Origin of the sequence: Streptomyces sp. NBC_01465, assembly GCF_036227325.1 — a bacterium.
In the GTDB taxonomy this organism is placed as follows: Bacteria; Actinomycetota; Actinomycetes; order Streptomycetales; family Streptomycetaceae; genus Streptomyces.
The window spans coordinates 6,776,246-6,800,805 of record NZ_CP109467.1 but is presented as its reverse complement, the minus strand read 5'-3'; the positions used below and the strand labels follow the sequence as shown (position 1 = coordinate 6,800,805).

Annotated in this window: 21 protein-coding genes; 10 read left to right on the top strand and 11 right to left on the bottom strand. The window is 72.4% G+C overall.

All coding sequences use genetic code 11. The features are described 5' to 3' along the window. Window positions 1–9: 9 nt before the first annotated feature. The gene (locus OG707_RS31925) at window positions 10–1,254 is read right to left on the bottom strand and encodes an MFS transporter (protein WP_329124495.1); all 1,245 of its coding nucleotides are present in this window, start codon (window positions 1,252–1,254) and stop codon (window positions 10–12) included. Window positions 1,255–1,313: 59 nt separating this feature from the next. Beyond that, complete coding sequence (locus OG707_RS31920) at window positions 1,314–2,546, bottom strand: SAV2148 family HEPN domain-containing protein (RefSeq protein ID WP_329124493.1); 1,233 nt, start codon at window positions 2,544–2,546, stop codon at window positions 1,314–1,316. A 197-nt stretch (window positions 2,547–2,743) separates the two neighbouring features. Here OG707_RS31920 and glgX point away from each other — a divergent pair, with 197 nt between their 5' ends. Together glgX and treY are read left to right on the top strand one after the other, a co-directional pair. After that, window positions 2,744–4,867, top strand: coding sequence for a glycogen debranching protein GlgX (gene glgX, locus OG707_RS31915; RefSeq protein ID WP_329124491.1), 2,124 nt, complete (start codon window positions 2,744–2,746; stop codon window positions 4,865–4,867). Window positions 4,868–4,882: 15 nt separating this feature from the next. Then, a complete protein-coding gene (treY, locus tag OG707_RS31910; RefSeq protein WP_329124489.1) occupies window positions 4,883–7,231 on the top strand; it encodes a malto-oligosyltrehalose synthase in 2,349 nt (782 codons plus the stop codon). Here the strand turns inward: treY and OG707_RS31905 are convergent. Both OG707_RS31905 and OG707_RS31900 read right to left on the bottom strand, forming a co-directional pair. Continuing rightward, a complete protein-coding gene (locus OG707_RS31905) occupies window positions 7,191–8,051 on the bottom strand; it encodes a cytochrome P450 (protein WP_329124488.1) in 861 nt (286 codons plus the stop codon). The genes treY and OG707_RS31905 overlap by 41 nt on opposite strands. Before the next feature lie 48 nt (window positions 8,052–8,099). Continuing rightward, on the bottom strand, window positions 8,100–9,014 hold the full coding sequence (locus tag OG707_RS31900; protein WP_329128086.1) for a LysR family transcriptional regulator: 915 nt from the start codon (window positions 9,012–9,014) through the stop codon (window positions 8,100–8,102). Between the two features lie 114 nt (window positions 9,015–9,128). Between OG707_RS31900 and lpdA the strand changes: the two genes are divergently transcribed. Beyond that, window positions 9,129–10,550 (top strand): dihydrolipoyl dehydrogenase, encoded by a 1,422-nt coding sequence (gene lpdA / locus OG707_RS31895; RefSeq protein WP_329124486.1) that lies wholly within the window; start codon window positions 9,129–9,131, stop codon window positions 10,548–10,550. Here lpdA and OG707_RS31890 read toward each other — a convergent pair. Together OG707_RS31890 and OG707_RS31885 are read right to left on the bottom strand one after the other, a co-directional pair. Beyond that, window positions 10,516–11,802 (bottom strand): M14 family zinc carboxypeptidase, encoded by a 1,287-nt coding sequence (locus tag OG707_RS31890; protein WP_329128085.1) that lies wholly within the window; start codon window positions 11,800–11,802, stop codon window positions 10,516–10,518. The genes lpdA and OG707_RS31890 overlap by 35 nt on opposite strands. Window positions 11,803–11,948: 146 nt before the next feature. After that, complete coding sequence (locus OG707_RS31885; RefSeq protein WP_329124483.1) at window positions 11,949–13,469, bottom strand: glycoside hydrolase family 3 protein; 1,521 nt, start codon at window positions 13,467–13,469, stop codon at window positions 11,949–11,951. Between the two features lie 168 nt (window positions 13,470–13,637). Between OG707_RS31885 and OG707_RS31880 the strand changes: the two genes are divergently transcribed. Both OG707_RS31880 and OG707_RS31875 read left to right on the top strand, forming a co-directional pair. Further along, window positions 13,638–13,778 (top strand): hypothetical protein, encoded by a 141-nt coding sequence (locus tag OG707_RS31880; RefSeq protein WP_329124482.1) that lies wholly within the window; start codon window positions 13,638–13,640, stop codon window positions 13,776–13,778. Beyond that, window positions 13,775–14,935 carry an anhydro-N-acetylmuramic acid kinase gene (locus OG707_RS31875; RefSeq protein WP_329124480.1) on the top strand — a complete coding sequence of 387 codons (1,161 nt, stop codon included), beginning with the start codon at window positions 13,775–13,777 and terminating at the stop codon, window positions 14,933–14,935. Before OG707_RS31880 ends, OG707_RS31875 begins: the two co-directional genes overlap by 4 nt. A 6-nt stretch (window positions 14,936–14,941) precedes the next feature. On the opposite strand, the gene OG707_RS31870 is transcribed toward OG707_RS31875, so the two are convergent. After that, entirely contained in the window at window positions 14,942–15,355 is a 414-nt protein-coding gene (locus tag OG707_RS31870; protein WP_329124478.1) for an SSI family serine proteinase inhibitor, read from the bottom strand. 147 nt (window positions 15,356–15,502) lie between these two features. Continuing rightward, window positions 15,503–16,051, bottom strand: coding sequence for a DUF1707 and FHA domain-containing protein (locus OG707_RS31865; RefSeq protein WP_329124476.1), 549 nt, complete (start codon window positions 16,049–16,051; stop codon window positions 15,503–15,505). A gap of 118 nt (window positions 16,052–16,169) precedes the next feature. Between OG707_RS31865 and OG707_RS31860 the strand changes: the two genes are divergently transcribed. Next, window positions 16,170–17,123 (top strand): GNAT family N-acetyltransferase, encoded by a 954-nt coding sequence (locus tag OG707_RS31860; RefSeq protein WP_329124474.1) that lies wholly within the window; start codon window positions 16,170–16,172, stop codon window positions 17,121–17,123. On the opposite strand, the gene OG707_RS31855 is transcribed toward OG707_RS31860, so the two are convergent. Then, window positions 17,081–18,457, bottom strand: a complete 1,377-nt coding sequence (locus OG707_RS31855) for a GH1 family beta-glucosidase (RefSeq protein WP_329124472.1) — start codon at window positions 18,455–18,457, stop codon at window positions 17,081–17,083. The genes OG707_RS31860 and OG707_RS31855 overlap by 43 nt on opposite strands. 95 nt (window positions 18,458–18,552) lie before the next feature. Here OG707_RS31855 and treZ point away from each other — a divergent pair, with 95 nt between their 5' ends. Next, window positions 18,553–20,298 carry a malto-oligosyltrehalose trehalohydrolase gene (gene treZ, locus OG707_RS31850; protein ID WP_329124470.1) on the top strand — a complete coding sequence of 582 codons (1,746 nt, stop codon included), beginning with the start codon at window positions 18,553–18,555 and terminating at the stop codon, window positions 20,296–20,298. A gap of 247 nt (window positions 20,299–20,545) precedes the next feature. Beyond that, complete coding sequence (locus OG707_RS31845) at window positions 20,546–21,544, top strand: aldo/keto reductase (protein ID WP_329124468.1); 999 nt, start codon at window positions 20,546–20,548, stop codon at window positions 21,542–21,544. Window positions 21,545–21,574: 30 nt separating this feature from the next. Here OG707_RS31845 and OG707_RS31840 read toward each other — a convergent pair whose 3' ends face one another. Beyond that, window positions 21,575–22,702: an aminopeptidase P family protein gene (locus OG707_RS31840; RefSeq protein WP_329124465.1), complete on the bottom strand. Its 1,128-nt coding sequence runs from the start codon at window positions 22,700–22,702 to the stop codon at window positions 21,575–21,577. A gap of 65 nt (window positions 22,703–22,767) precedes the next feature. On the opposite strand from OG707_RS31840, the gene OG707_RS31835 reads away from it, so the two are divergent. Then, window positions 22,768–23,412, top strand: a complete 645-nt coding sequence (locus OG707_RS31835) for an NAD(P)-dependent oxidoreductase (protein WP_329124463.1) — start codon at window positions 22,768–22,770, stop codon at window positions 23,410–23,412. On the opposite strand, the gene OG707_RS31830 is transcribed toward OG707_RS31835, so the two are convergent. Next, on the bottom strand, window positions 23,406–24,008 hold the full coding sequence (locus tag OG707_RS31830) for a nucleoside/nucleotide kinase family protein (protein ID WP_329124461.1): 603 nt from the start codon (window positions 24,006–24,008) through the stop codon (window positions 23,406–23,408). The genes OG707_RS31835 and OG707_RS31830 overlap by 7 nt on opposite strands. Window positions 24,009–24,169: 161 nt before the next feature. Here OG707_RS31830 and OG707_RS31825 point away from each other — a divergent pair, with 161 nt between their 5' ends. Next, window positions 24,170–24,559: a VOC family protein gene (locus OG707_RS31825; protein ID WP_329124459.1), complete on the top strand. Its 390-nt coding sequence runs from the start codon at window positions 24,170–24,172 to the stop codon at window positions 24,557–24,559. Window position 24,560 lies beyond the last annotated feature (1 nt).

The following is a 24,560-nucleotide window of genomic DNA, read 5'->3' as shown; positions in this document are numbered from 1 at the left end:
GCCCGGACCCTATGCGCGGCGGCGTACGCGGGTCCACGCGATCGCGGATCCGACGGACAGCAGTACGGTCGCCGCGCCCGAGCCCGCGAGGACGTCGCCCGCGCCGAACAGCGCCGTGAGCGGCCCGCCGACCGCCGTGCCCACCGGGGCCGCGGTGAGCAGGGCGGCACCGCGGAAGGCGAGGACGGTGGTGAGGGAGGCGGCCGGGGTGCGGTCCTGGAACAGCGTGTAGCAGAGGGCCGTGAAGGGGCCGTATACGAAACCGCCGACGGCGAAGAAGACGAGCGAGACCGCGGCCGGTGCGCCGAACCCGAAGGGCAGCAGGGTCGCGCCCCAGCCCGCGACGATGGTCAGCACGACGGGCCACAGGGGAAGCCGGCGCAGCGCGCCCGCGGTGAGGCTGCCGAGGATCGCGCCGAACCCGAAGAAGGCCCAGAAGAGACCGAGCAGGCCCGAGTCGGCGTGCAGATCCTGGGTGACGTGGAGCGGGAGGGCCACTTCCACCGGTCCGTACAGGAAGAAGAAGAGCCAGGTGAGGGCGAGGAGCGCGATCAGCTCCGGCTGTCCGCGCAGGACCCGCAGCCCGGCCGCCGATTCGGACGTGTCCGCCGGCGCCCCGGCCTTCAACTCCCGCGCCGGGCCCCGGAGCCGGCCGGTGCGCAGGGCGAGGACCGCGAAGGAGAGCGCGTCGAGGCCGATGATCCAGGCCGGGCTGATCGCCGTGGCGAGGAATCCGGCGAGCGCGGGTCCCAGGACGATGCACGCGGTGCTGCTGGTGCTCACCAGCGCGTTGCCCGACAGGCGCTGCTCCTGCGGAAGCATCTCCGCGAGCAGGGCGTACTTGCCCGCACTGCCCCAGGCGCTGAGGACCGACGACCCCGCGAGCAGGGCCACGTACAGCGCGGGCGAGAGCGCCCCGAGCGCCCAGGCCACCGGGACGAGGCCCAGGAGCGTCGCACGCAGCCAGCTGTGGACCACCAGCAGCCGCCGGGCGGGCACCCGGCGCAGCAGCCGTCCGAAGGCGAGCGCGCCGACGGCTCCCGGCAGTGCGTACGCGGCGACCGCGGCGCCCAGATAGAGGCCTGCGTGGGAGGCAGGGGCGATCGCGATCGCCAGCCAGGAAACGGCGACGATGCTCATGCCGTCCCCGAGGTCGGAGACGACGAGCGCGGGCAGGAACCGCCGGAACTCGGTGTGGCCGAAGAGCGGCCGATAGGCCCGGGGCAGCAGCCGGGCGGTCCGTACGGAGGTCATCGGCCCACCCTCAGGGCTCAAGCGGGGTTGAGGTCAAGGGGATTGAGGTGACAGGAAGGTCAGGAGACCGGACGCGAATCCGTCCAGACCGACTCGAACTCCTCGCGGTACGTCTCGAAGAGCCCGTGCTCGGTGTCGGCCCCCGCCTTCACCACACTCCGGCCGCCGCCCCGCAGCACCAGCACCGGCGCCTCCATGCCGCGCGTCCTGCGCAGATACGTCTGGACCACCGCGAGCCCGTCCGAGCCGTCCCCGTCGACCAGATAGGCGGTGAAGCGCGGCGTCTCGTCGAAGACATGGATCTCGAAGGCGCCCGGGTCGCGGAGCCGGGCGCGGACGCGGCGCATGTGGAGGATGTTCATCTCCACGGAGCGGCTCAGTTCGCCCTTCTTCAGGCCGAGTTCACGCTCTCTGCGCTTGACCGCACTGCTCGCCGGGTTGAGGAAGAGGAGCCGGACCCGGCATCCGGACTCGGCCAGCCTGACGAGGCGCCTCCCGGAGAAGTTCTGCACCAGGAGGTTCAGGCCTATCCCGATCGCGTCGACACGGCGTGCGCCGCCGAAGAGGTCCTCGGCGGGCAACTGCCGCTGGAGGCGCACCCGGTCGGGGTGGACGCCGATGACGTCCGCGTACCGGTCCCCAACGAGGTCCTCGACCGCGTCGATCGGCAGCCGGTCCACGGAGGGCGCACCCGATCCCGAGCCGAGTATGTCGAGCAGCCGGGACGAGGCGCGCTCGGCCTGGCCCAGGACGGCTTCGGAGAGGGCGCGGTTGCGGGAGACGACGTTACGGGTGACCTCGAGCTCGTCCAGGGCCAGTTCGACGTCGCGCCGGTCGTCGAAGTACGGCTCGAAGCACGGCCAGTGCGCCACCATCAGTTCGCGCAGCTGGGGCAGGGTGAGGAAGGAGAGGACGTTGTCGTCGGCGGGGTCGAGCAGATAGCCCTTGCGGCGGGACACCTCGCGGACCGCGACGGCGCGCTGGACCCACTCCTGTCCGGCCGGCCCGGCTGCCGCGATCACCCAGTCGTCGCCGTGCACCGGTTCGTAGATGGGACGGAGCACGGCGGCCACGACGGCGCGCAGCCGCTGTTCCACCAGGTTCAGCCAGATGTAGGCCCGTCCAGCCCGTTGAGCGCGCGTACGCACCTCGCTCCAGGCGTCCGCGCCCCAGTCCAGCTCCACCCCGATCTCCATCGGCCGCGCAAGGGAAACCGCACCGGGCGGACCGTCCGCCGAGCCCCCCTCGTGACCTGGGTCACCTGGGGGTAGCTCAAGCCCACCCGAGCCCACCCGCGTACCGCCTTTCCGTCCCCCTGCAAGATCAAGGAAGACTACTCCGGGAGCGGGACGCGGTGCAGCCGGATGCACAGGGTCCTTTCCCAACTTCCGTACAACGCGCGCGGGTTCCCCCAGCACAAGATCGCCCGGAGTGAGCTGATTCATAGCGGATGCGTTTCGGAGGGGCAGATGTGGAAGAGTCTTCTGTCATGCAGGTCTGGCCGGGACAGACGTATCCGCTCGGGGCCACGTACGACGGCGCCGGGACCAACTTCGCGGTCTATTCGGAGGCCGCCGACCGGGTCGAGTTGTGCTTGCTGCACGACGACGGCTCAGAGACAGCGGTCGAGCTGCGCGAGACCGACGCCTTCGTACGCCATGCCTATCTGCCCGGCATCATGCCCGGTCAGCGGTACGGCTTCCGTGTGCACGGCCCGTACGAACCGGACCAGGGGCAGCGCTGCAACTCGGCGAAGCTGCTCCTCGATCCGTACGCCAAGGCCGTGAGCGGTGAGGTCGAGTGGGGCGAGGCGGTGTACGGCTACCACTTCGGCAAGCCGGAGACGCGCAACGACCTCGACTCCGCGCCGCACACCATGGCCTCGGTGGTGGTCAACCCCTACTTCGACTGGGGCGACGACCGGCTGCCGCGCACCCCGTACCACGAGACGGTGTTCTACGAGGCGCACGTCAAGGGCCTCACGATGCTCCACCCCGGCCTCCCCGAGGAGATGCGCGGGACGTACGCGGCGCTCGCCCACCCCGCGGTCATCGAGCATCTGACGGAGCTGGGGGTGACGGCCCTGGAGCTGATGCCGGTCCACCAGTTCGTCAACGACCACCGGCTGGCGGACGCGGGGCTCGCCAACTACTGGGGCTACAACACCATCGGCTTCTTCGCCCCGCACAACACCTATGCCTCCTGGGGCGACCGCGGCGAGCAGGTCCTGGAGTTCAAGCAGGCCGTGCGCGCCCTGCACGAGGCCGGCATCGAGGTGATCCTCGACGTCGTCTACAACCACACGGCCGAGGGCAACCACCTGGGGCCGACGCTCTCCTTCCGCGGGCTGGACAACGCCCAGTACTACCGTCTGGTGGAGGACGACCCGCGCCACTACATGGACACGACGGGCACCGGCAACTCGCTCCTCATGCGCTCCCCGCACGTCCTTCAGATGATCATGGACTCGCTGCGGTACTGGGTCACCGAGATGCACGTCGACGGCTTCCGCTTCGACCTCGCGGCGACCCTGGCCCGCCAGTTCCACGAGGTGGACCGGCTCTCGTCCTTCTTCGACCTGGTGCAGCAGGACCCGGTCGTCAGCCAGGTCAAGCTGATCGCGGAGCCGTGGGACGTCGGCGAGGGCGGCTACCAGGTGGGGAACTTCCCGCCGCTGTGGACCGAGTGGAACGGCAAGTACCGCGACACCGTACGGGACATGTGGCGCGGCGAGCCGCGCACGCTCGCGGAGTTCGCGGGCCGCCTCACCGGCTCCTCCGACCTCTACCAGGACGACGGCCGCCGGCCGCTCGCCTCGATCAACTTCTTCACCTGCCACGACGGGTTCACCCTGCACGACCTGGTCGCGTACAACAGCAAGCACAACGACGCGAACGGCGAGTCCAACCAGGACGGCGAGAGCCACAACCGCTCCTGGAACTGCGGCGCGGAGGGCGAGACCACCGATCCGGGCATCCTGGAGCTGCGCGCCCGGCAGATGCGGAACTTCATCGCGACGCTGATGCTGTCGCAGGGCGTCCCGATGCTCTCGCACGGCGACGAGTTCGCCCGTACCCAGCGCGGCAACAACAACGCCTACTGCCAGGACAGCGACCTGTCCTGGGTCAACTGGCCCGAGGAGAGCGACACTTCGGACACCACTCTCCTCGACTTCACCCGCGCGATGGTCGCCCTGCGCCGCGACCACCCCGTCTTCCGCCGCCGCCGCTTCTTCCACGGGCGCCCGGTGGAGGGCACGCACGACGAGCTCTCCGACATCGCCTGGTTCACCCCCGAGGGCGAGGAGATGACCCAGCGCGACTGGCAGTCCTCCAGCGCCAAGGCCCTCACGGTCTTCCTCAACGGCAACGCGATCTCCGAGCCGGGGACCAGGGGCGAGCGGATCTCCGACGACTCCTTCCTGCTGATGTTCAACGCGAGCGCGGAGGACATCGACTTCGCGGTCCCCGAGGACCACGGCAGGCAGTGGCAGGTGGTGGTCGACACCGCCCGCCAGGACGGTGTGCCGCCCGGGACGGGCCCCAAGGTGGGGGCGGGCGACCGGGTCACACTGATCGGGAGGAGTCTGACGGTGCTGCAACGGCCCGCATAGGGTACGTACGAAGCCATGACGCCCACCGCCACCTACCGGCTGCAGCTGCAGCCGGAGTTCCCCTTCTCGGCCGCCGAGAAGGCCGTGCCGTACCTGGCCGCACTCGGTGTCTCCCACCTCCATCTCTCGCCGGTCCTGGAGTCCGTCCCCGGCTCCACGCACGGTTACGACGTCGTCGATCCCACCCGCGTACGGGAGGAGCTGGGCGGCGAGGACGGTCTGCGCTCGCTCGCCCGCACCGCCCGCGCGCACGGCCTGCGCCTCGTCCTGGACATCGTCCCGAACCACATGGCCGCAGCCCCCCGCTTCAACACACCGCTGTGGGAGGTCCTGCGCGAGGGTCCCGCCTCCCCGTACGCCCGCTGGTTCGACATCGACTGGGAGGGCGGCGGCGGGCGGATCCTGCTGCCGGTCCTCGGTCACCGACTGGGCGTCGAATGGGAGCAGTTGAGCGTCGAGGGCAACCAACTCCACTACTACGACCAGGCGTTCCCGATCCGTGAGGGCACAGCGGACCTTCCGCTGCCCGAGCTGCTCGACGCCCAGTACTACCGCCTCGCCTGGTGGCGCCTGGCCCGCACCGAGCTCAACTACCGCCGCTTCTTCACCATTTCGGATCTGATCGGGGTCCGAGTCGACGACCCGGAGGTCTTCCGCGCCACCCACACCAAGATCCTGGAGCTCTTACGGGACGGCGTCGCCGACGGCCTGCGCATCGACCACCCCGACGGTCTCGCCGACCCGGGGACCTATCTGCGCCGGCTGAGCGAGGCCACCGGGAGCAGCTGGACGGTCGTGGAGAAGATCCTCACGGGCGACGAGCACCTCCAGGCGGAGTGGGCGGTCGCGGGGACGACCGGATACGACGCACTGCACCAGATCGACGGGCTGTTCACCGATCCGCAGGGTACGGGCGAACTGGCCCACCAGTACCGCGAGTTCACCGGACTGACCGGCGACCGCGGCGGCTACTGGGAGGCCACGGTGCGCCGGGCCGCGTACAAGGTCCTCACCCATGAGCTGGCCGCCGAGACCGAGTTCCTGGTCCGTACGGCGGCGCGCGTCTGCGCGGCCGATCCCGCCCTGCGCGACCACGCCCCGTGGGCGCTGCGCATCGCCCTGCGCGAGTTGCTCGTACGGGTCCCGGTCTACCGCCCCTACGTCACCCCGGGCAGCCACCCCGACCGGACCAGCCCGGCGCTCCCCCCGGAGGCGCTCGCCCGGGCCGCGGCGGCGTTCACCGTGCCCGAGGAGGCCGAGGCGCTGTCCGTGGTGCGCGATCTGGCGCTCGGCGCGCTGGGCGAGGGCCCCGACCGGGCCGCGTTCTGCGCCCGCTTCGCGCAGACGGCGTCCGCGCTGCGCGCCAAGTCCGTGGAGGACACGGCCTTCTACCGGTACGCGCCGCTCCTGTCGGCCGCCGAGGTGGGTGGCGACCCCGGGAGCCCCGCCGTCTCCCCCGAGGCGTTCCACGCCTTCTGTGCGCGGATCGCGCGCGACTGGCCTGGCACCGGGACGGTGCTGACGACGCACGACACCAAGCGCAGTGCGGACGTACGGGCCAGGATCGCGGTCCTCACCGAATGCCCGTCCCTGTGGGGCGAGTTGCTGACCCGGCTGAACGCCACCCCGGCCCCCGACCCGCAGCTGGCGTGGACGGCCTGGCAGACCGCGTTCGGGTTCGGGCTGCCCGACCGGGGGCGGCTGGAGCCCGCGCTGCTCAAGTCCGTACGGGAGGCGGGGCTGCACACCAGCTGGACCGAGCAGGACCCGGTGTACGAGGAGGCGGTGGCGGCCTTCGTGGCGGCGGGGCCGTGCGGGCCGCCGCACGCGGCGCTCGCGGAGTTCTCGCAGGGTCTCGATCCGTACGTACGGGCCAACGCGCTCGGTGCGGCGCTGGTGCACCTGACGATGCCGGGTGTGCCGGACGTCTACCAGGGCTCCGAGGGGACGTACATCGCCCTGGTCGACCCGGACAACAGGGACCCTTTCCGCCCTGCCGATCCCACGGACGAGAAGCTGGCCCTGACGACGGCGGCACTGCGGCTGCGCCGCCAACTCCCGGACGTTTTCGGGGAGTCGGGCACGTACACCCCGCTCACGGCGACCGGCCCGACGGCCGACCACTGCCTGGCCTTCAGCCGCTCGGGCGAGGCGATCACGGCGGTGACCCGCCTCTCTCTCCGTCTGGCGGAGGCGGGCGGCTGGGGGGACACGGAGCTGCCGCTGCCCGAGGGGGCGTGGACCGATCTCCTCGCCCCTGAAAGGGAGTTCACCGGCCTGGTCCGCCTGACAGATCTGTTCGCCCTGCGCCCGGTGGCGCTGCTCACTCGGGCCGTACGAGCAGACTCCGGGGTGAGCGCGTGAACAGCCCCGTCTCGACAGGCCGGAACCCGTCGACGTAGCGGAGCCCCGGCATGGCGTCGAGGAGGGCGCGCACCCCGTACTGCGCCTGGAGCGCGGCCGGGCAGTCCGCGGTGAGCTGCCCGGTGTCGGACCGGTGGAGGTCGAAGCGGTCGGGGTTCGCGAACCGGTCGGGGTCGCGCCCGGCCGCCCCGACGAGGCAGGCGAGGGTCGCCCCGGCGGGCACGGTCCCGCCGGCCAGCGGGACGTCGCGCACCGCCGTGCGCACCAGGACGTGGACGGGCGGATTGCGGCGCAGCGACTCCGCCCAGGCGCGCGGGATCAGCCCGGGTGCGGCGCGTACGGCGGCGAGCTGGGCCGGGTGGTCGAGGAGGTTGGCGAGGAGCGAGGCCAGCGCGCGCTCGGTGGTGGCGACCCGCAGCCGGGCGAAGTCCTCGTACGGCAGCCGCGAGGCCGTGGCGAGCACCCCGGCGGGCAGCCACCGGCAGAACTCGCCCACCAGATCGGCATCCCTGCGCCCGCCCAGCCGCGCGGCCAGCACATAGGCGGTCCGCTCGGCGATCTCCCGCTGCCCGCCGGGCGACGACGCTCCGGCGCAGGTCGGGTCACCGGGCTCGCAGCACCGGCTGGACCGCCCGCGCACGAGGCGCGGATCGGTGAGGGCGGCGGCCACGTCGGCGTACCGGCTCACCACCCAGACCCCGAGCCGCACGTCCCGGAAGAGGGGATGCTGCTCGCGCAGGAGGCGGTAGACGGGGTACGGATCGCGGTCGAGCCCGGCGTCGAAGAGCCCGGGCGGTCGCGTGGTCCGGTCCGTGACCATGCAGGTTGCTCCCGGGGCCGGGGCGCCGGACGACGGCGCGGGTACCTTCTAGGCGACCACCGGTCGGGCCCCTTCGCAGTCGTCGTGCGGCCGTACGGGTGACGGCTGCGCCTCCCGCAGCAGCTCCGCGAAGGCCTCCGCCGCACCCGTCAGCTCCACCCGCGAGAAGACGGCCAGGGCGCGCCGCCATCCCGGTTCCAGGGGCAGGGCCACGCAGTCCTCGCCGAGCGCTCCCCGTACGACCTGCAGGGGCGCGCAGACGATGCCGACGCCGGCGGCGGCCATCCGTACCGCCGTCGACGTGTGCTCGGTGCGGACCGCCGTACGGGGCAGGAAGCCCGCCTTGGCGCAGGCCCAGTCCAGGAGCGGCTGCCCGTGGACGACCGGTTCCATCGCGCACCTGATCCAGATGTGGTCGGAGAGCTCCTCCAGGCGGACCGACGACCGGCCCGCGAGGCGGTCGTCGAAGGGGGCCACGATCACGATCTCCTCGTCGCCGAGCGGGACGACGGGGCCCTGCCAGTCCGCGGGCAGCGGACCGACCGCGAGATCCGCCGTGCCGCGCTCGATCGCCTCCTCCAGTGCCTCGGTCGTGCCGTACTCGTGCAGGACCAGGGCGACGCCCGGGTGCTCGCGCTGCCAGCGGGCGAAGACCTCGGGGAGCACCCCGACGGCGAGCGCGTGCACCGTCGCGATGTGCAGCTCGCCGCCCTCCGCCCCCGCGGCCGCGCGGGCCGCCCGCTGGGCCTGGGCGGCGCTGCGTACGGCGCGCTCGGCGTGCGGGAGGTAGGCGCGGCCCATCGCGGTGAGCCGCACCCCGCGCGGCATCCGTTCCAGGAGTTCGCCGCCCACCGACCGCTCAAGTGCCTTGATCTGGTGGGAGAGTGCGGGCTGGGTGACGTGCAGGATCTCCGAGGCGCGGGTGAAGGACGATTCCTCCACAACCGTGACGAAGTACTCCATCTGCCGCAGACTGCTCATGGCCGGCTCTCCCCGCTCCCCCATAAAGACTGTGCATCGCTTCCACAAGAACATTGCCTTGGACGCATGGCAAGCGTCGGGCGGAGGGTGGGAGCCATGACAACAAGCACAGCAACACCCCAGGTGACAGACGTGATCGTCATCGGTGGCGGCACCGGCGGCTACTCCACCGCCCTGCGCGCCGCGGCCCTCGGCCTCGACGTCGTCCTCGCCGAGCGCGACAAGGTGGGCGGCACCTGCCTGCACCGCGGCTGCATCCCCAGCAAGGCGATGCTGCACGCCGCCGAACTCGTCGACGGCATCGCGGAGGCGCGCGAGCGCTGGGGTGTGAAGGCGACGCTGGACTCGGTGGACTGGCCCGCGCTGGTCGCCACCCGTGACGACATCGTCTCCCGCAACCACAAGGGCGTGGAGAGCCACCTCTCGCACGCCGGGGTCCACGTCCTCAGCGGGAGCGCCGAGTTGACCGACGCCCGTACGGTGCGGATCGAGGGCGCCGGCTCCTTCACCGCGCGCCGCGGCATCGTCCTGGCCACCGGATCGCGCCCCCGTACGCTGCCGGGCCTGGTCCCCGACGGGCGCCGCGTCGTCACGAGCGACGACGCGCTCTTCGCCCCCGGGCTGCCCGGCTCGGTCCTGGTCCTGGGCGGGGGCGCGATCGGCGTCGAGTACGCCTCCTTCCACCGGTCGATGGGCGCCGATGTCACCCTGGTCGAGGCGGCGGAGCGGCTCGTACCGCTCGAAGACGCCGACGTCTCCCGCCACTTGACCCGCGGTCTGAAGAAGCGCGGCATCGACATCCGCACCGGCGCCCGTCTGGAGTCCACCGCGCTCCTCCCCGACGGGATCCGCGCCACGGTCCGTACCGCGCGCGGCGAGGTGCTCACGATCGAGGCGGACCGGATCCTGGTCGCGGTCGGCCGCACCCCGGTCACCGACGGGCTGAACCTCGCCGCGGCCGGGCTCACCACCGACGAGCGCGGTTTCGTCGCCCCCGCCGACTGGTCGCGGCTGGAGACCGCCGTGCCCGGCATCCACGTGGTCGGCGATCTTCTGCCGCCGCCGTCGCTCGGGCTGGCCCACGCCTCGTTCGCGGAGGGCCTGTTGGTGGCCGAGACCCTGGCCGGAGTACCGTCACCGCCCGTCGACTACGCGGCCGTGCCCCGGGTCACGTACTCCTCGCCGCAGACCGCCTCGGTCGGCCTGACCGAGGCGGAGGCCCGCAACCGGGACCACGACGTGGTCGTCAACACCATGCCGCTGACCGCCGTCGCGAAGGGCATGGTGCACGGGCAGGGCGGGGTCGTGAAGGTCGTCGCGGAGCGCGGCGGGCAGGTCCTCGGCGTGCATCTCGTCGGACCGAACGTCTCCGAGATGATCGCCGAGAGCCAGCTGATCGTCGGCTGGGACGCCGAACCCGCCGACGTCGCCCGCCACATCCACGCCCACCCGACCCTCTCCGAGGCGGTCGGCGAGACCTTCCTCAGCTTGGCGGGGCGGGGGCTGCACCAGCAGTGAACGGCCGCAGCGGCGCCAGCGCCTCGAAGGCGGCGAGGACCACCCTCGACTGGAACTCCACCTGATCTCCTACGGGGATCCAGCGGGCGCCGCACTCGTCCTCGTACTCGGTGCACCCCTGGGCGATCGACGCGGCGAGGGCGTCCCGTACGTCCTGGTGGCGGCCCGCGGGCACCGCGCCGAGCGCCCGGATCAGCAGCCCGGCCGGGCGGAGCATCAGCCGCCGCGCCGAGATCCGCAGCGCCGTCACATGGGCCCGGGTCAGCGGCGGCATCCGGCTCGGCTCGCTCAGGGCCGCATCGGGGTGCCAGGCGTCGGCGAGCGCGGGCGAGATCGCGACGTACTCCTCGGCGGGAGCGAGCAACTGCCCGCCGAGGGCCGCCAGTTCGGGCCGTACGCGATCGAGCAGCTCCCCCAGCCGGAACGCCCGCTCCCGCAACCCGTCGCTGATCGCGAGGAGTTCGGGCCGCGGATCGGGGTGGAGCGACCCGTCGGCGACGGAGTCGACACCCCACATCGGCGACTCGACGACGGCGGTGACGGTGCCGTAGGGCTGCGGATGGAACCAGGTGGACTCGACCGCGGCCTCGGTGATGGCGGCGAACTGGTCGCCCTGCTTGGGCGGGGGTATCTCGAAGACCCCCGGGCCGAGCGCGGGCCAGTACAGGGCGTCGTACGGCCCCACTTCCAGCGGCACCCGCAGCGCGCGGGCGGCCCGCGCGACCCGCTCCGGCAGCCTTTCGAGCGGCCGCGTCACCTCCACGAACCCGCCGCCGACCTCGACGCCGTGCAGCGAGCACTGGAGGTAGGGCTTCAGTTCGTCCTGGACGGCGAGCAGCGCGAGGGTCTCCGGAAGCCGCTCGGCGCCGGCCTCCTCCTCGGGGAGCCACTCGGGCTGTGCGGCGAAGCCGGGACGGTAGAACTCCCGGTAGTAGTGGGCGAGTCGGTACGGACCCGACTGCCAGCCCGTGTTGAGGCGGGCTCCGTCGGGGTCCAGGCAGAGCAGGAAGTTCCAGGTGGTGTCCGCCCCCTCGCAGAGCCGGGGGTCGGCGGCGGCCCGCCGGGCGAGGCTGAGGACGGTCCCGCCGCCGACGGGTTCGTTGGCGTGCGGTCCGGCGACGATCAGTACGTTTCTGCTCCCGCGCCCCACGGAGAGCAGCCACAGCGGCTCGCCGGAACGCGACGTTCCCACTCTGCGGAGCCGGACCCCCGGCGGATGATGTTCCGTGAGGTCAACAGCACCGGCGACCACTTCGTCCACGCGCGGGAATCGGTCCACCAGGCGATGATCACGGCGGCCGCCCGGGCCGTCAACACCTTCTCGACTGTGCGCCGAGGGAGCGTGGAAGCGCAATACGGCGGGCGCCGCGCTCCGTGTCACCGCAGGTGCCCTCGGGCTCAGCTTGCGAGCCGCCTCCCGGCGAGTGCCTCGGCTGCCGCCTGCCCGCAGACGCGGGCCGCGCCGTGGGTGTCGATCCGGGCTGCTCCGGTGGCGCCGGAGTCCGGTTGGGGGACGCCGAGTTCGACGGTGACCGCATCGGGCCGCGCGGCGAGGAGCGCGTCGAGCCACTCCCGTACGGCGGGCCTGCGGTGGGCGTCCCGTACGGCCAGGACCAGCGGCCGCCCCTCCGCTCCGGCGAGGATCTCGCGGGCACGGTCGGGGTCGTACGGGGCGAGGGCGGGCAGGGTGGTGCGCACGGTGCCCGGCATGAGGCCGGTGAGCGCGCCGCCGAGCCCCCAGGGCACGCCGTCGCCCTCGACGACGGTGCCGGGGACCCCGAACTCGACGACAACAGGCGGGACTTGGAGCGGCAGCACGGCAGGGTCGGCGGCGGTGACCCGCAGCGCACGGCGCGCGGCATCGAGCCCGAGCGCCCGGTCCGGCACGGGGGCGGGTACGGACGCGGCGAGCGCCCGCTGCCAGGCGGCGAAGGCGGTGACGCGGGCGGCGGCTTCGGCGAGGCGGGCCTCGGGGAGCTCTCCGCGTACGACCGCGTCGACGACGGCGCTACGGAGCTGCGCGTACTCGGCGTCCTCCGAGCGGTCGCCGAGGCAGACGAGGTCCACTCCGGCGGCGAGCGCCCGCACGGCCGCACCGGTGAGTCCGTAACGCGCTCTGACGGCCTGCATCTCGACGGCGTCGCTGACGATCAGCCCCTCGAAGCCGAGCTCCTCGCGCAGGAGGCCGGTGATGATGCGGGGGCTGACGGTGGCCGGGTGCTCGGTGTCGTACGCGGGGATCAGCAGATGGGCGGTCATGACCGCGCGGACGCCCGCGGCGACGGCGGCGCGGAACGGCGGAAGGGCCAGTTCGGCGATGCGGTCGGCGTCCATGGCGACGGTGGGCAGGGCGAGGTGGGAGTCGGTGTCGGTGTCGCCGTGGCCGGGGAAGTGCTTGGCGCAGGCGGCGACCCCGGCGTCGTGCATGCCGCGGATCCAGGCGGCGGTGTGCCGGGCGACGAGGTCCGGATCCGCGCCGAAGGAGCGGACGCCGATGACCGGGTTGCCGGGGTTGGAGTTGACGTCGGCGTCGGGCGCGTAGTCGAGCCCGATCCCGACGGCGCGCAGCTCGCCGCCGACGGAGTGGGCGACGGCGGCGGTGAGTTCGGGGTCGTCAACGGTGCCGAGGGCGAGATTGCCGGGGTAGGACGAGCCGGTCGCGGCCTCGAGGCGGGTGATGTCGCCGCCCTCCTCGTCGACGGCGATCAGGACGTCGGGGTTCTCGACGCGCAGGGCGTCGGTGAGCGCCAGGGTCTGTGCGCGGTCGCGGACGTTGCCCCCGAAGAGCAGCACGGAGGCGAGCCCGCCGGAGAGCCTGCGGCGGATCCAGTCGGGGGCGGTGGTGCCCCGGAAGCCGGGCTGCAGCACCTGGTCGGCGAGGGCGAGGAGTTCGGGGGACGGAGCGGGCGCAGACGGCATGGCGGGTCCTCTCGGGCGGACGGCAGGCCCCGTTCGTGCTGGTCGGCGAGGCAGCGGCGGAGCAGTACGGTACCGGTGGCCAGGAGGCCGGGACCGCCCGGGGTTCCGTCACGGCGAAGATCCACGCGCCTCTTGCGGTGAAGCAAGCGGCTGGGGATCATCGGCCGGGTGTACGACGAGAACCACCTCTCCACACCGGCCGCCACGCACGCCCCGGACGGGACCCCGGACGTCGCCGGCGACTGCGGCCGCCCGGCACTGCACCACGCGGCCGGCGTGGGGACCGAACGGAAGAGCCGCCCGGCATGAAGATCCTCGGACTCAGCTCCGGCACCTCGCACGACGCCATCGACGCGGCGGTCGTCGAACTCGCCCTGGACGGCGGCACGTTGGTGGGCCATCTCGTCCACATGTCGCAGCACCCCTACCCGCACGCGCTGCGCGCCGAGATCCTGGCCGCACTGCCCCCGCACGAGGTGTCGCTGGCCACTGTCTGCCGCCTGGACACCCTGATCGGGCAGTCGTTCGCCGACGCTGCCGCCGCCTCGGTGGCGGCAGCGGGCCCGGTGGACCTGGTGTGCTCCCACGGCCAGACCCTGTACCACTGGGTGGACGAGGGCACGGTGCGCGGCACACTCCAGCTGGGCCAGCCCGCCTGGATCGCCGAGCGTCTGGGCGTGCCCGTGGTCTCGGACGTACGGACGGCGGACGTGGCGGCGGGCGGCCAGGGTGCTCCCCTGGTCTCCCTGCTCGACACCCTGCTCCTGGCCGGACTGCCGGGCCCCGCGGGCGCGCTGAATCTCGGCGGGATCGCCAATGTGACGGTGGTCGGGGCGGGTTCGGGTGCCCCGTTCGCCTTCGACACCGGTCCGGCCAATGCGCTGATGGACGCGGCGGCGCTGGCCGCGACGGGTATTCCGTACGACGAGGACGGCAGGCTCGCGGCGGCGGGAGAAATCGACGAGGAGCTGCTGACGGCGCTGCTCGCCGAGCCGTACTACCGGCGCGAGCCCCCGAAGACCACCGGCAAGGAGCTCTTCCACGCCGGCTATCTGGCGGGGCACCTGGCCGCGCGTCCCGCCCTCGCGGCCGAGGACCTGCTGGCCACGCTCGCCGAGCTGACCGCCCGTACGGTCGCCGACGCCGTACGGGACTGCGGTCTGCGGACCCTGGTGGTGTCGGGCGGCGGTGCGGAGAACCCGGTGCTGACGGGCCGGATCGGCGCGCTGCTGCCGGGTGTTGAGGTGGTGCGCTCCGACGCGCTGGGTCTGCCGTCGGCGGCCAAGGAGGCGGCGGCGTTCGCCCTGCTCGGCTGGTTCACCGCACACGGTCTGCCGGGCACGCTGCCCAGCTGCACCGGGGCCGAGGGCGGCCGCGTCCTGGGCAGGATCACCCCAGGCGGCGGACCGCTGCGGCTGCCGGAGCCTCTGGCCGAGGCCCCGGCAGCCGTCCGGTTCAGCTGCTGAGGCGGGTCAGCGGAGCCCGAAGACCGACCCCGTCGCGTTCTTCAGTACGCACGGGTTGGAGAAGGTCATCGAGTACACCTTGCGGTGACCGTTCCAGACGCCGTACGCCATCGCCGTGACCGGCTGGTAGATCATCGGGCACATGACGCCCGTCCTGGGCTTCATCCGCGTGATGTCCCCGCCGACCGCGGCCAGCTCCTTGCAGGCCTGCTTGCCGTGCGGGTGCCCGCCGCCGCCCTGCGGACAGCGCACCAGCGTGCCGCTGACATTGCCCAGGGCCTCCTCGCCCTGCATGACCGCGACGTACATCCAGTTGCCGGGGTACGCACGGGCCTCCTGGGCCTGCGCGACGCCGCTGCCGGACAGCAGCAGCGCGCCCGCTGCGAGGATTCCGCCGCACAAAGCCCTGAACCTGGTCATCCGCTTCACCGTTCTCCGCACTCGGGGTACGCAAGTGATCACTTGCGACGCTGCATCCATCGACACAGCGGACCCCCGGGCGCACCCCACTCACTCGAACGAGTTCAGGGATTGCCTGGAACAGCCCAGCAGGCCAGCGGTCAGCGCTCAGCGCGAGGCCAGCCGGAAGTTCATCCGCCCGAAGCTCACCGAGTCCCCGTCGCTCACGACGATCGCGCCGGTGACCCGGCGCCCGTTGACCGTGGTGCCGTTCGTCGACCCGAGGTCGCGCAGCACCCACATCCCCGCCTGCACGCTCAGCTCTGCATGGATGCGCGAGACCGTCTCGTGGCTGAGGCGCAGCCCGTTGACCGGATCGCGTCCGATGCGCAGCGGGTAGGGACCCGGTTCGGGCAGCAGCAGCTTCGGGAGGCGCTCGGCCTGCCAGGTCCTGCGCAGCCGTACGGTGAAGGCGGACGCCCGGCCCACCGCCGCGAACAGCCGCTGCGACCAGCGGCTCTCGGTCTCCAGGTCCGCGGTGAGCGCCACCAGCTCGTCGGATCTGCGGGCGGCGAGCGCCAGCTCCATGCGGCGCATGAACGTGTCGTGCGAGAGCCGGCCCTGGGCAGCGCCCTCCTTGAGCACACCGAGGACACGGTCGCGCTCGGCGTCGGTCAGCCGCGCGGGATACGTGTGGAACTCGGAGGAGGACGTCACAGTGGAGATTGTCGGGCCGACCGGCCCGGGGTGTCCAGAAGAACCGGGATATCCCGTACCCCCTGACCAGCACCGACTGCTACGGTCTGCGCTGCATCCCACAAACCCTGGAGTTGATTTGCCGCCGATATCGGTGACGTACCGCCCGCTGACCGGCCCCGAGGAGCTCGATCTCTTCTGCCGTCTGACCTATGTCCTCGACCACGAACTGGCCGACGACTTCGCCAACGGCAGCCGCCGCCCCGAGTGGACCTGGGTGGCCGTGGACGGCGACCGCCTCCTCGCCCGCCTCTCCTGGTGGACGACGCCGGGCGGCGACACCCCGCTCCAGTTCGACTTCTTCGACCTGGACGACGAGCTGCCCCGCACCGAGCGCGAGCAGATCGGTCTGCGGCTGTTCGAAACCGCGAAGGCCGCGGTCTTCCCCGCGGGGGCGAAGCTCCCGGAGTACGGCCGCTTCGTGCCGCCGGACTGGCACGACGACCCGGCGGCCCGCGACGTCGTCGAGAGCCGCACCCGCATTCTGGAGAGCACCGGCGCCCGGTTCCTCGTCGAGCGACTGCGGCTGGGCTGGACCCCTGAGTCGGCGGTCGCGGACACCGGGACGTCGCGTCTCGTCTTCCGTACGGTGAAGGACCGCGAGGACCTCGTCGCCCTGATGACCCCGGTCATGGAGGGAACCCTCGACGCCCACGGCCAGGCGGACCTCGCGTCCGGGCTGAGCGCGCGGGCCGCGGCCGAGCTGCACTACGACGACGAGTTCGCGGGGTTCAAGAGCCCGCAGGAGTGGTGGCGCATCGCCGAACTCCCGGACGGCGGCGGCCCGGTGGGCTTCGTGATCCCGGCCCGCAACACGTACAACCCCATCATCGCGTACATCGGTGTGCTGCCCGCGCACCGCGGCAACGGCTACATCGACGACATCCTCGCCGAGGGCACCCGCATCCTGGTGGCGGAGGGCGTCGACCGCATCCGCGCGGCGACGGACCTCGCCAACGTGCCGATGGCGAAGGCCTTCGAGCGGGCCGGTTACGTCAACTTCGAGCGCGCGCTCAACCTGGTCTGGGACTGAATGACGTCCCGGTACCAGCGGTAGGAGTCCTTGGGCGTGCGCTCCAGGGTCTCGTAGTCGACATGGACGAGGCCGAAGCGGCGGCTGACGCCTTCGATCCACTCGAAGTTGTCGGTGAGCGACCAGGTGAAGTAGCCGCGCACGTCGACTCCTTCGGCCATGGCGGTGTGCAGGGCGCGCAGGTGCCCGTCGAGGAAGTCGATACGGGCCGGGTCGTGCACGCCGTCGTAGCTGCAGCCGTTCTCGGTGATGTACAGCGGCGGAAGGCGGTCCCCGAAGCGGGCCTTGAGCAAGGTCAGCATCTCGTGCAGCCCTTCGGGGACCACCGGCCAGCCGAAGTCGGTCTTCGCGTACCCCTCGATCTCCCTTATGCCGAAGGGGAGTTCGGCGGGCATCTCGAATCCGGCGAAGGAGTCGAGGGCTTCGGTGGCGGGGGCGCCGACGAGGGTGGGGTTGTAGTAGTTGACCCCGTACCAGTCGAGGGGCTGCGAGATGATCTTGAGGTCCTCGGCGACCGGGCCCGGCATCAGGGCGGCGAAGTTCTCGTCCGGATAGGCGCCGGTGAGGATCGGGTCGGCGAACAGCCAGTTGGAGATCGTGTCGTACAGCTCGGCCCCGAACCGGTCCGCGTCGCTCTCCCCGGCCGTCCGGACGGGCGTGTGCGAGACGGCGATCCCGATGTTCGACGCACCGGCCGCACGGAGCGCCTGTACGGACAGACCGTGCGCCAGGAGCTGGTGGTGGGCGGCGGGCAGGGCGTCGAAGAGCAGCTTGCGGCCCGGGGCGTGCTCGCCCAACGCGTAGCCGAGCAGGGTCACTTCGGCCGGTTCGTTGAGGGTGATCCACATGGGGACACGGTCGGCGAGCCGCTCGGCGACCACGCCCGCGTACTCGGCGAACCGGTAGGCGGTGTCGCGCTGCAGCCAGCCGCCGGCGTCGTCGAGCTCCACGGGGGTGTCCCAGTGGTAGAGGGTCGGGGCAGGTGTGATGCCGTGCGCGCACAGCTCGTCGACGAGCCGGTCGTAGAAGTCGAGCCCCGCGGCGTTGACCGCACCGCTGCCCCCGGGGACGACGCGCGGCCAGCTCACGGAGAAGCGGAACGCCCCCGCGCCGAGCCCGGCGAGCAGGGCGACGTCCTCGCGGTAGCGGTCGTGGAACCCGGTGCCGCGCGAGGCGTCGGAGCCGTCCTTGATGCGCCCCGGCTCGGCGGCGAACCGGTCCCAGCCGGACGCCCCCTTGCCGTCCGCGTCGGACGCACCCTCGGTCTGAAAGGCGGAGGCGGAAGCTCCCCACAGGAAATCCGGCGGGAAGGAAGGCAGCGGATTATGGCTCATGCCCGGACCCTAATCGCCAGTTATGCCCAACCTCTAGACCTTGATCGCATCTTCCGCCGAGCATGGGGACCCATTCCCCGGGGGAGGAGCCAGAGATGCTGTTCGACGTATGGGCACCAGAGGCGGAACGGGTCACGCTGCACGCGGCGGACCGTACGGAACCGATGGAGCGGGACCCCTCGCGCCCCGGCTGGTGGTCGGCGCAGGCCGACGCCGACGAGGGTGTGCGGTACGGGTTCGCGCTCGGCGACAGCCCCCAGGTGCTGCCCGACCCGCGCTCGCGCCGCCAGCCGGACGGACCCGACGGGCTCAGCGCCGTCGTCGACCACTCCGCCCACACGTGGCAGCAGGAGTGGCCGGGCCGCCCGCTGCCCGGCGCGGTCCTCTACGAGCTGCACATCGGTACGTACACGCACGAGGGCACCTTCGACGCCGCAGCCCAACACCTCGCCCACCTAAGGGACTTGGGCATCACGCACATCGAGCTGATGCCCGTCTGCCCCTTCCCCGGCCGGCACGGCTGGGGGTACGAGGGCGTCTCCCTCTGGGCGGTGCACGAGCCGTACGGCGGCCCCGAGGGCCTGAAGCGCTTCGTCGACGCCGCCCACGCGCACGGGCTCGGCGTCGTCCTCGACGTGGTCCACAACCACCTCGGCCCGTCCGGCAACTACCTCCCCCTGTTCGGCCCGTACTTCACCGACACCCACCACACCCCGTGGGGCTCCGCCGTCAACCTGGACGCCCCCGGGTCCGACGAGGTCCGCGCCTACCTCCGCGAGAGCGCACTGTCCTGGCTGCGCGACTACCACCTCGACGGGCTGCGCCTGGACGCGGTGCACGCCCTCGCCGACACCCGCGCACTCCCCTTCCTGGAGGAGCTGTCCGCCGCCGTCGACGCCCTCTCCGCCGAACTGCACCGCCCGCTCTTCCTCATCGCCGAGTCCGACCTGGGCGACCCGGGCACCACAACACCCCGCGAAGCGGGCGGACTTGGCCTGCACGCGCAGTGGAACGACGACTTCCACCACGCCCTGCACACCGCGCTGACCGGCGAGTCCCAGGGCTACTACGAGGATTTCGCGCGCGCCCCCCTGGCCGCCGTGGCCAAGACCCTCACGCACGCCTTCTTCCACGACGGTACGTACTCGACGTTCCGCGCCCGCCACCACGGCCGCCCCGTCCCGCGCACCACCACCCCCGCCCACCGCTTCCTCGGCTACGCCCAGACCCACGACCAGATCGGCAACCGCGCCACCGGCGACCGGCTCTCCGCCACGCTCTCCCCCGGTCTGCTCGCCTGCGCGGCGGCGCTCGTCCTCACCGGGCCCTTCACCCCGATGCTGTTCATGGGCGAGGAGTGGGGCGCGACCACGCCCTGGCAGTTCTTCACCGACCACACCGACCCGGAGCTCGCGGAGGCCGTACGGCGGGGCAGGCGGCGGGAGTTCGCGGCGCACGGCTGGGCGGAGGAGGACATCCCCGACCCCCAGGACCCCGCCACCCGCGACCGCTCCTGCCTTGACTGGGCCCAGCCCGCACAGCCCCCGTACGACCGCCTCCTGGCCTGGCACCGCGCCCTCCTGGCCCTGCGCCGCGCCCAGCCCGACCTCTCCGATCCGGACCTGGCGGCGATCCGGGTGGCGTACGACGAGGAGGCCCGCTGGCTGGTGTTCCGCCGGGGCGATCTGCGCACCGCGGTGAACCTCTCCAAGGAGCCGGTGGAGATCCCGCTCGGCGGCGGCCCCGGCCGGGTGCTCGCCGCCTGGGACCCGGTCGAACACCCGGGCAGGGACGGCCTGTTGAGGCTGCGCCCCCAGTCGTGCGTGGTGCTCGGCCCATAACCCGTACCCCGTAAAACCCTTGCCTTCGAGCGCACTCCAGCCCCTAGGGGGTGTCCGGCGGACCATGCCACGGTCGCGCCGGTCTGGCACGCACATCTGCGGCGTTGTCGTCAGTTGCCAACGCTCCGCGTTGTCGCCCTCCTCCGCCTTGCAGCTGCACGCACCAGACCACCGCTCACCAGCAGCGAAAGGATCAACGCCGAGCAAGGGTGGCCTGATCCGCCGGACACCCCCTAGCGTCCTGCGCATGAAGCAACGACATCTCGGCCGCACCGGCCTGCGCGTCAGCGAGCTCTGCCTGGGCACCATGATCTTCGGCATGGGGGACGAGGCGGGCGCGCACCGCATCTTCGACGCCTTCACCGAGGCGGGCGGCACCTTCATCGACACGGCGGACATGTACGGCCACGGCGACTCGGAGGAGGTGCTCGGCAGCTGGCTCAAGGGCCGCGACCGCGACCAACTCGTCATCGCCACCAAGGTGTTCGGGCAGATGACCCCGGAGCCGAACAACGGCGGCCTGAGCCGCAAGCACATCGTCTCGGCCGTCGAGGCGAGCCTGCGCCGCCTCGGCACCGACTACATCGACCTCTACCAGACCCATGTCTGGGACGCGACGACCCCCATCGAGGAGACCCTCGCCACGCTGGACACCCTCGTCCGCTCGGGGAAGGTCCGCTATCTGGGCGCCAGCAATCTGGCCCCGTCCCAGCTCCAGCGCTCCCTCGACCTCGCCCGGCAGCACGGCTGGGAGCCGTACACCGCCCTCCAGCCGCTCTACAACCTGCTGCACCGCGAGGTGGAGTGGGAGCTGGGCCCGGTCAGCGAGGCCGGGGGCGTCGGCATCATCCCGTGGAGCCCGCTGCAGGGCGGCTGGCTGACCGGCAAGTACCGGCGCGGCATGACGGCGGCCCCCGCGGACTCGCGCTCCGCGAACAGCGGGGACTGGCAGGAGCGGGACACCGACCACACCTGGCGGGTCGTCGACGCGCTGACGGAGGTCGCCGAGGAGGCCGAACGCACGCCGTCCCAGGTAGCGTTGAGGTGGCTGCTCGGCCGCCCCGCCGTCACCGCGCCCATCGTCGGGGCCCGCACGGTGGAGCAGCTGACGGAGAATCTCGGCGCCACCGGCTGGGAGTTGACGCCCGATCAGACGGCGAAGCTGGACGCGGCGAGCGCCCGCCCGCTGCCGTACCCGTACGACGTGCTCCACCGCTTCCGCGACCGCGAGCCGCGCGACGACTGAGCCCCGCGACCCCCGCGACCCACCGGCCCCCTACTCCACGATGGCCATCTCGCGCGCGGTGGCGTTCAGCCGCCGCCCGCCGTCCTCGGTGACCGTCACGATGTCCTCGATCCGTACGCCGAACCGGCCCGGGAGATAGATCCCGGGCTCGACGGAGAAGCACATCCCCGGCACGAGCGGCTGCTCCTCGCCCTCGATCATGTACGGCGGCTCGTGCGTCGTCACGCCGATCCCGTGGCCGGTGCGGTGGATGAACTGCTCCCCGTACCCGGCCTCGGTGATGATCGCGCGCGCCACCCGGTCCACCTCCTGGCAGGCGATCCCGGGCCGCACGGCCTCGCAGCCGGCCTCCTGCGCCGCCCGTACGACGTCGTGCACCCGCTGTTCGGCGACGCTGGGCTCGCCGACGTGGACCGTACGGGAGGTGTCGGAGCCGTACCCGTGCTTGAGCCCGCCGAAGTCGAGCACCACCATGTCGCCGCCCTCGATGACGCGCTCCCCGGCCTCGTGGTGCGGATTGGCGCCGTTGGGCCCCGATCCGACGACCGTGAAGTCGACCTGCGAGTGCCCGAACTGCCGCAGCAGATCGGCGAGATCACCCGCGACGTCCGTCTCCCTGCGCCCCTCGAAGCGCACCTTCAGGATCTGCTCGTACGTCGCATCGGCGGCGGCCCCCGCCGCCGCGAGCCGCGCCAGCTCGTGCGCGTCCTTGACGGCACGGAGCATGGGCAGCCCCTCCGTCAGTGAGACGTACGACGTACCCGGCAACTCCTTCTGCAGTCCGAGCAGATGCATCGCCCACGCGTTGTCGCTGATCCCGAACCGACCGTCGACGTCGAGGAGCGGCGCGGTGACGTCGTACGGGTCCTTGCCGTCGGTCCAGTCGCGCAGGGTCAGCACGGACGCCCCCACGGCGTGCTCGGCGTCCGGCGCCTCCAGGGTCGGCACGACGAGAACCGGGTCCTGTCCGACGGCGAGCACCAGCAGGGTCAGGCGCTCGGTGGTCGCGGTCGGCGCGTAACCGGTGAGGTAGACCATGTCGGGACCGGGCGCGACGAGCACCCCGGCGAGCCCCGCGTCGGCCGCGCTGCGGGCGGCGCGGTCCATACGGGCGCGGTAGTCGTCAGCGGTGAAAGGTGTGGGCTCGGCAGCATCCATGGCCACAATCCTGCCGGGCGGCCGCCCCGGATGCGACCGGTGCGCCACCGGGGGACGATTCCTCCATGAAGATCCTCCTTTTCGGCGCCACGGGCATGGTCGGCAGCCGCATCACGGCCGAGGCGGTCCGGCGCGGTCACACGGTCACGGCGGCCACCCGCTCCGGCAGGTCGCCCGAGGGAACGGCCGAGGGACTGACCCTGGTCACCGCCGACGCCTCGGACCCGGCCAGGGTCGCCGAACTGGCCGCAGGACACGACGTGGTGGCCTCGGCGCTCGCACCGCCGCGCGACGGCTCCGAGCCCTCGGGTCCGTTCGTCGCCGCCAACAAGTCGCTGATCGAGGGCGTACGGGCCGCGGGCGCGCCCCGCCTGGTGGTCGTCGGCGGCGCGGGCAGCCTCGAAGTCGCCCCGGGCGTACAGCTGGTGACGACCCCCGGCTTCCCGGAGGCCGTGAAGCCCGAAGCGCTGGCGCACGGCGACGTCCTGGACCTGTACCGCACGGTGGACGACCTGGACTGGACGTACGTCTCCCCGGCCGCCCTGATCCAGCCGGGCACCCGCACCGGCTCCTACCGCCTGGGCGGCGACCAGCTGCTCACGGGCCCCGAGGGCGACAGCCACATCTCGGCGGAGGACTACGCGGTCGCCTTCGTCGACGAGCTGGAGATGCCCACGCACCCCAAGTCCCGTATCTGCGTGGCCTACTGACCCGTCACGACGAGATCGGCGCGCGCCCGGCCCGCCGCGACGAGCCGGGCGTTGGCCTCGTCGGAGGTACGCACCCACCGCTCGGCCTCCGCGGGCTCCTTGCCGTACCGCACATGCCGCGCGACGAGCCGCCGCACCCGCTCCTCCGCGCCGAGCTCCAGGAACCACACCTCGTCGACGAGCGCCCGCGCCCGCTCCCAGTGCAGCAGGTAGTTCCCCTCGGTGATCACCAGCGGCACCCCGGCCGGCACGGCGATGGCCCCGGCGACGGCCTCCTCGAGGTCCCGGTGGAAGGCGGGCGCGTACACGACGTCCTCGTCAGGGGTACGCAGCCGGGCGAGCAGCGCCGCGTACCCGCCCGCGTCGAAGGTGTCCGGCGCCCCTTTGCGCCCGGCCCGCCCGAGCCGCTCCAGCTCGGCCTGCGCCAGATGGAACCCGTCCATCGGCACCAGTACGGCGAGCCCGCCGAGGGCGTCGACGAGCCCGGCGGCCAGGGTGGACTTCCCGGCGCCGGGCGCCCCGGCAATGCCCAGGATCCGGCGCTGCCCGGCCCCGGCGAGCGCACGGGCGCGCTCCACAAGATCAGTACGGATCACCCCGCCACCCTCCCACGTGGTACGTGCTGCATTCTCCCGGGGGACACTGCGCCCGAATGCGGCTTCGCCGCGGGCCGGACCCCCAGCAGTACAAGCGACTCCGCGCGATCACCCCCTGGGCACCACGAGGCGAAGCAAAGTGGTACGTATAACCTAGCCCCATGTCCCACATCGCACTCATCACCCTCGTCGTCCGCGACTACGACGAGGCGATCGCCTTCTACACCGACGCCCTCGGCTTCGAGCTGACCGAGGACACCGACCGCGGCAACGGCACCCGCTGGGTCGTCGTCACCCCGCCGGGCGGAGCCCCCGGCACCGGCCTCCTGCTGGCCCGCGCCAAGGACGAGACCCAGCAGTCGGCGGTGGGCGCGCAGACGGGCGGCCGGGTCGGCTTCTTCCTGCACACCGAGGACTTCGCCGCCGACCACGCCCGGATGTCCGCCTCGGGGGTCCGCTTCCTGGAAGAACCGCGCCACGAGCCGTACGGCTCGGTCGCGGTCTTCGAGGACCTCTACGGCAACCGCTGGGATCTCCTGGAGCCCAGGTAAC

What these genes read in the sequence shown, in the direction of transcription:
- treY (WP_329124489.1), top strand. Translation starts at nt 4,883, where the DNA reads ATGACGCCCACCGCCACCTACCGGCTGCAGCTGCAGCCGGAGTTCCCC.
- OG707_RS31875 (WP_329124480.1), top strand. Translation starts at nt 13,775, where the DNA reads ATGAAGATCCTCGGACTCAGCTCCGGCACCTCGCACGACGCCATCGAC.
- OG707_RS31905 (WP_329124488.1), bottom strand. Translation starts at nt 8,051, where the DNA reads ATGGTCACGGACCGGACCACGCGACCGCCCGGGCTCTTCGACGCCGGG.
- OG707_RS31885 (WP_329124483.1), bottom strand. Translation starts at nt 13,469, where the DNA reads ATGCCGTCTGCGCCCGCTCCGTCCCCCGAACTCCTCGCCCTCGCCGAC.
- OG707_RS31900 (WP_329128086.1), bottom strand. Translation starts at nt 9,014, where the DNA reads ATGGAGTACTTCGTCACGGTTGTGGAGGAATCGTCCTTCACCCGCGCC.
- OG707_RS31825 (WP_329124459.1), top strand. Translation starts at nt 24,170, where the DNA reads ATGTCCCACATCGCACTCATCACCCTCGTCGTCCGCGACTACGACGAG.
- OG707_RS31925 (WP_329124495.1), bottom strand. Translation starts at nt 1,254, where the DNA reads ATGACCTCCGTACGGACCGCCCGGCTGCTGCCCCGGGCCTATCGGCCG.
- treZ (WP_329124470.1), top strand. Translation starts at nt 18,553, where the DNA reads ATGCTGTTCGACGTATGGGCACCAGAGGCGGAACGGGTCACGCTGCAC.
- OG707_RS31845 (WP_329124468.1), top strand. Translation starts at nt 20,546, where the DNA reads ATGAAGCAACGACATCTCGGCCGCACCGGCCTGCGCGTCAGCGAGCTC.
- OG707_RS31840 (WP_329124465.1), bottom strand. Translation starts at nt 22,702, where the DNA reads ATGGATGCTGCCGAGCCCACACCTTTCACCGCTGACGACTACCGCGCC.
- lpdA (WP_329124486.1), top strand. Translation starts at nt 9,129, where the DNA reads ATGACAACAAGCACAGCAACACCCCAGGTGACAGACGTGATCGTCATC.
- OG707_RS31855 (WP_329124472.1), bottom strand. Translation starts at nt 18,457, where the DNA reads ATGAGCCATAATCCGCTGCCTTCCTTCCCGCCGGATTTCCTGTGGGGA.
- OG707_RS31835 (WP_329124463.1), top strand. Translation starts at nt 22,768, where the DNA reads ATGAAGATCCTCCTTTTCGGCGCCACGGGCATGGTCGGCAGCCGCATC.
- glgX (WP_329124491.1), top strand. Translation starts at nt 2,744, where the DNA reads ATGCAGGTCTGGCCGGGACAGACGTATCCGCTCGGGGCCACGTACGAC.
- OG707_RS31870 (WP_329124478.1), bottom strand. Translation starts at nt 15,355, where the DNA reads ATGACCAGGTTCAGGGCTTTGTGCGGCGGAATCCTCGCAGCGGGCGCG.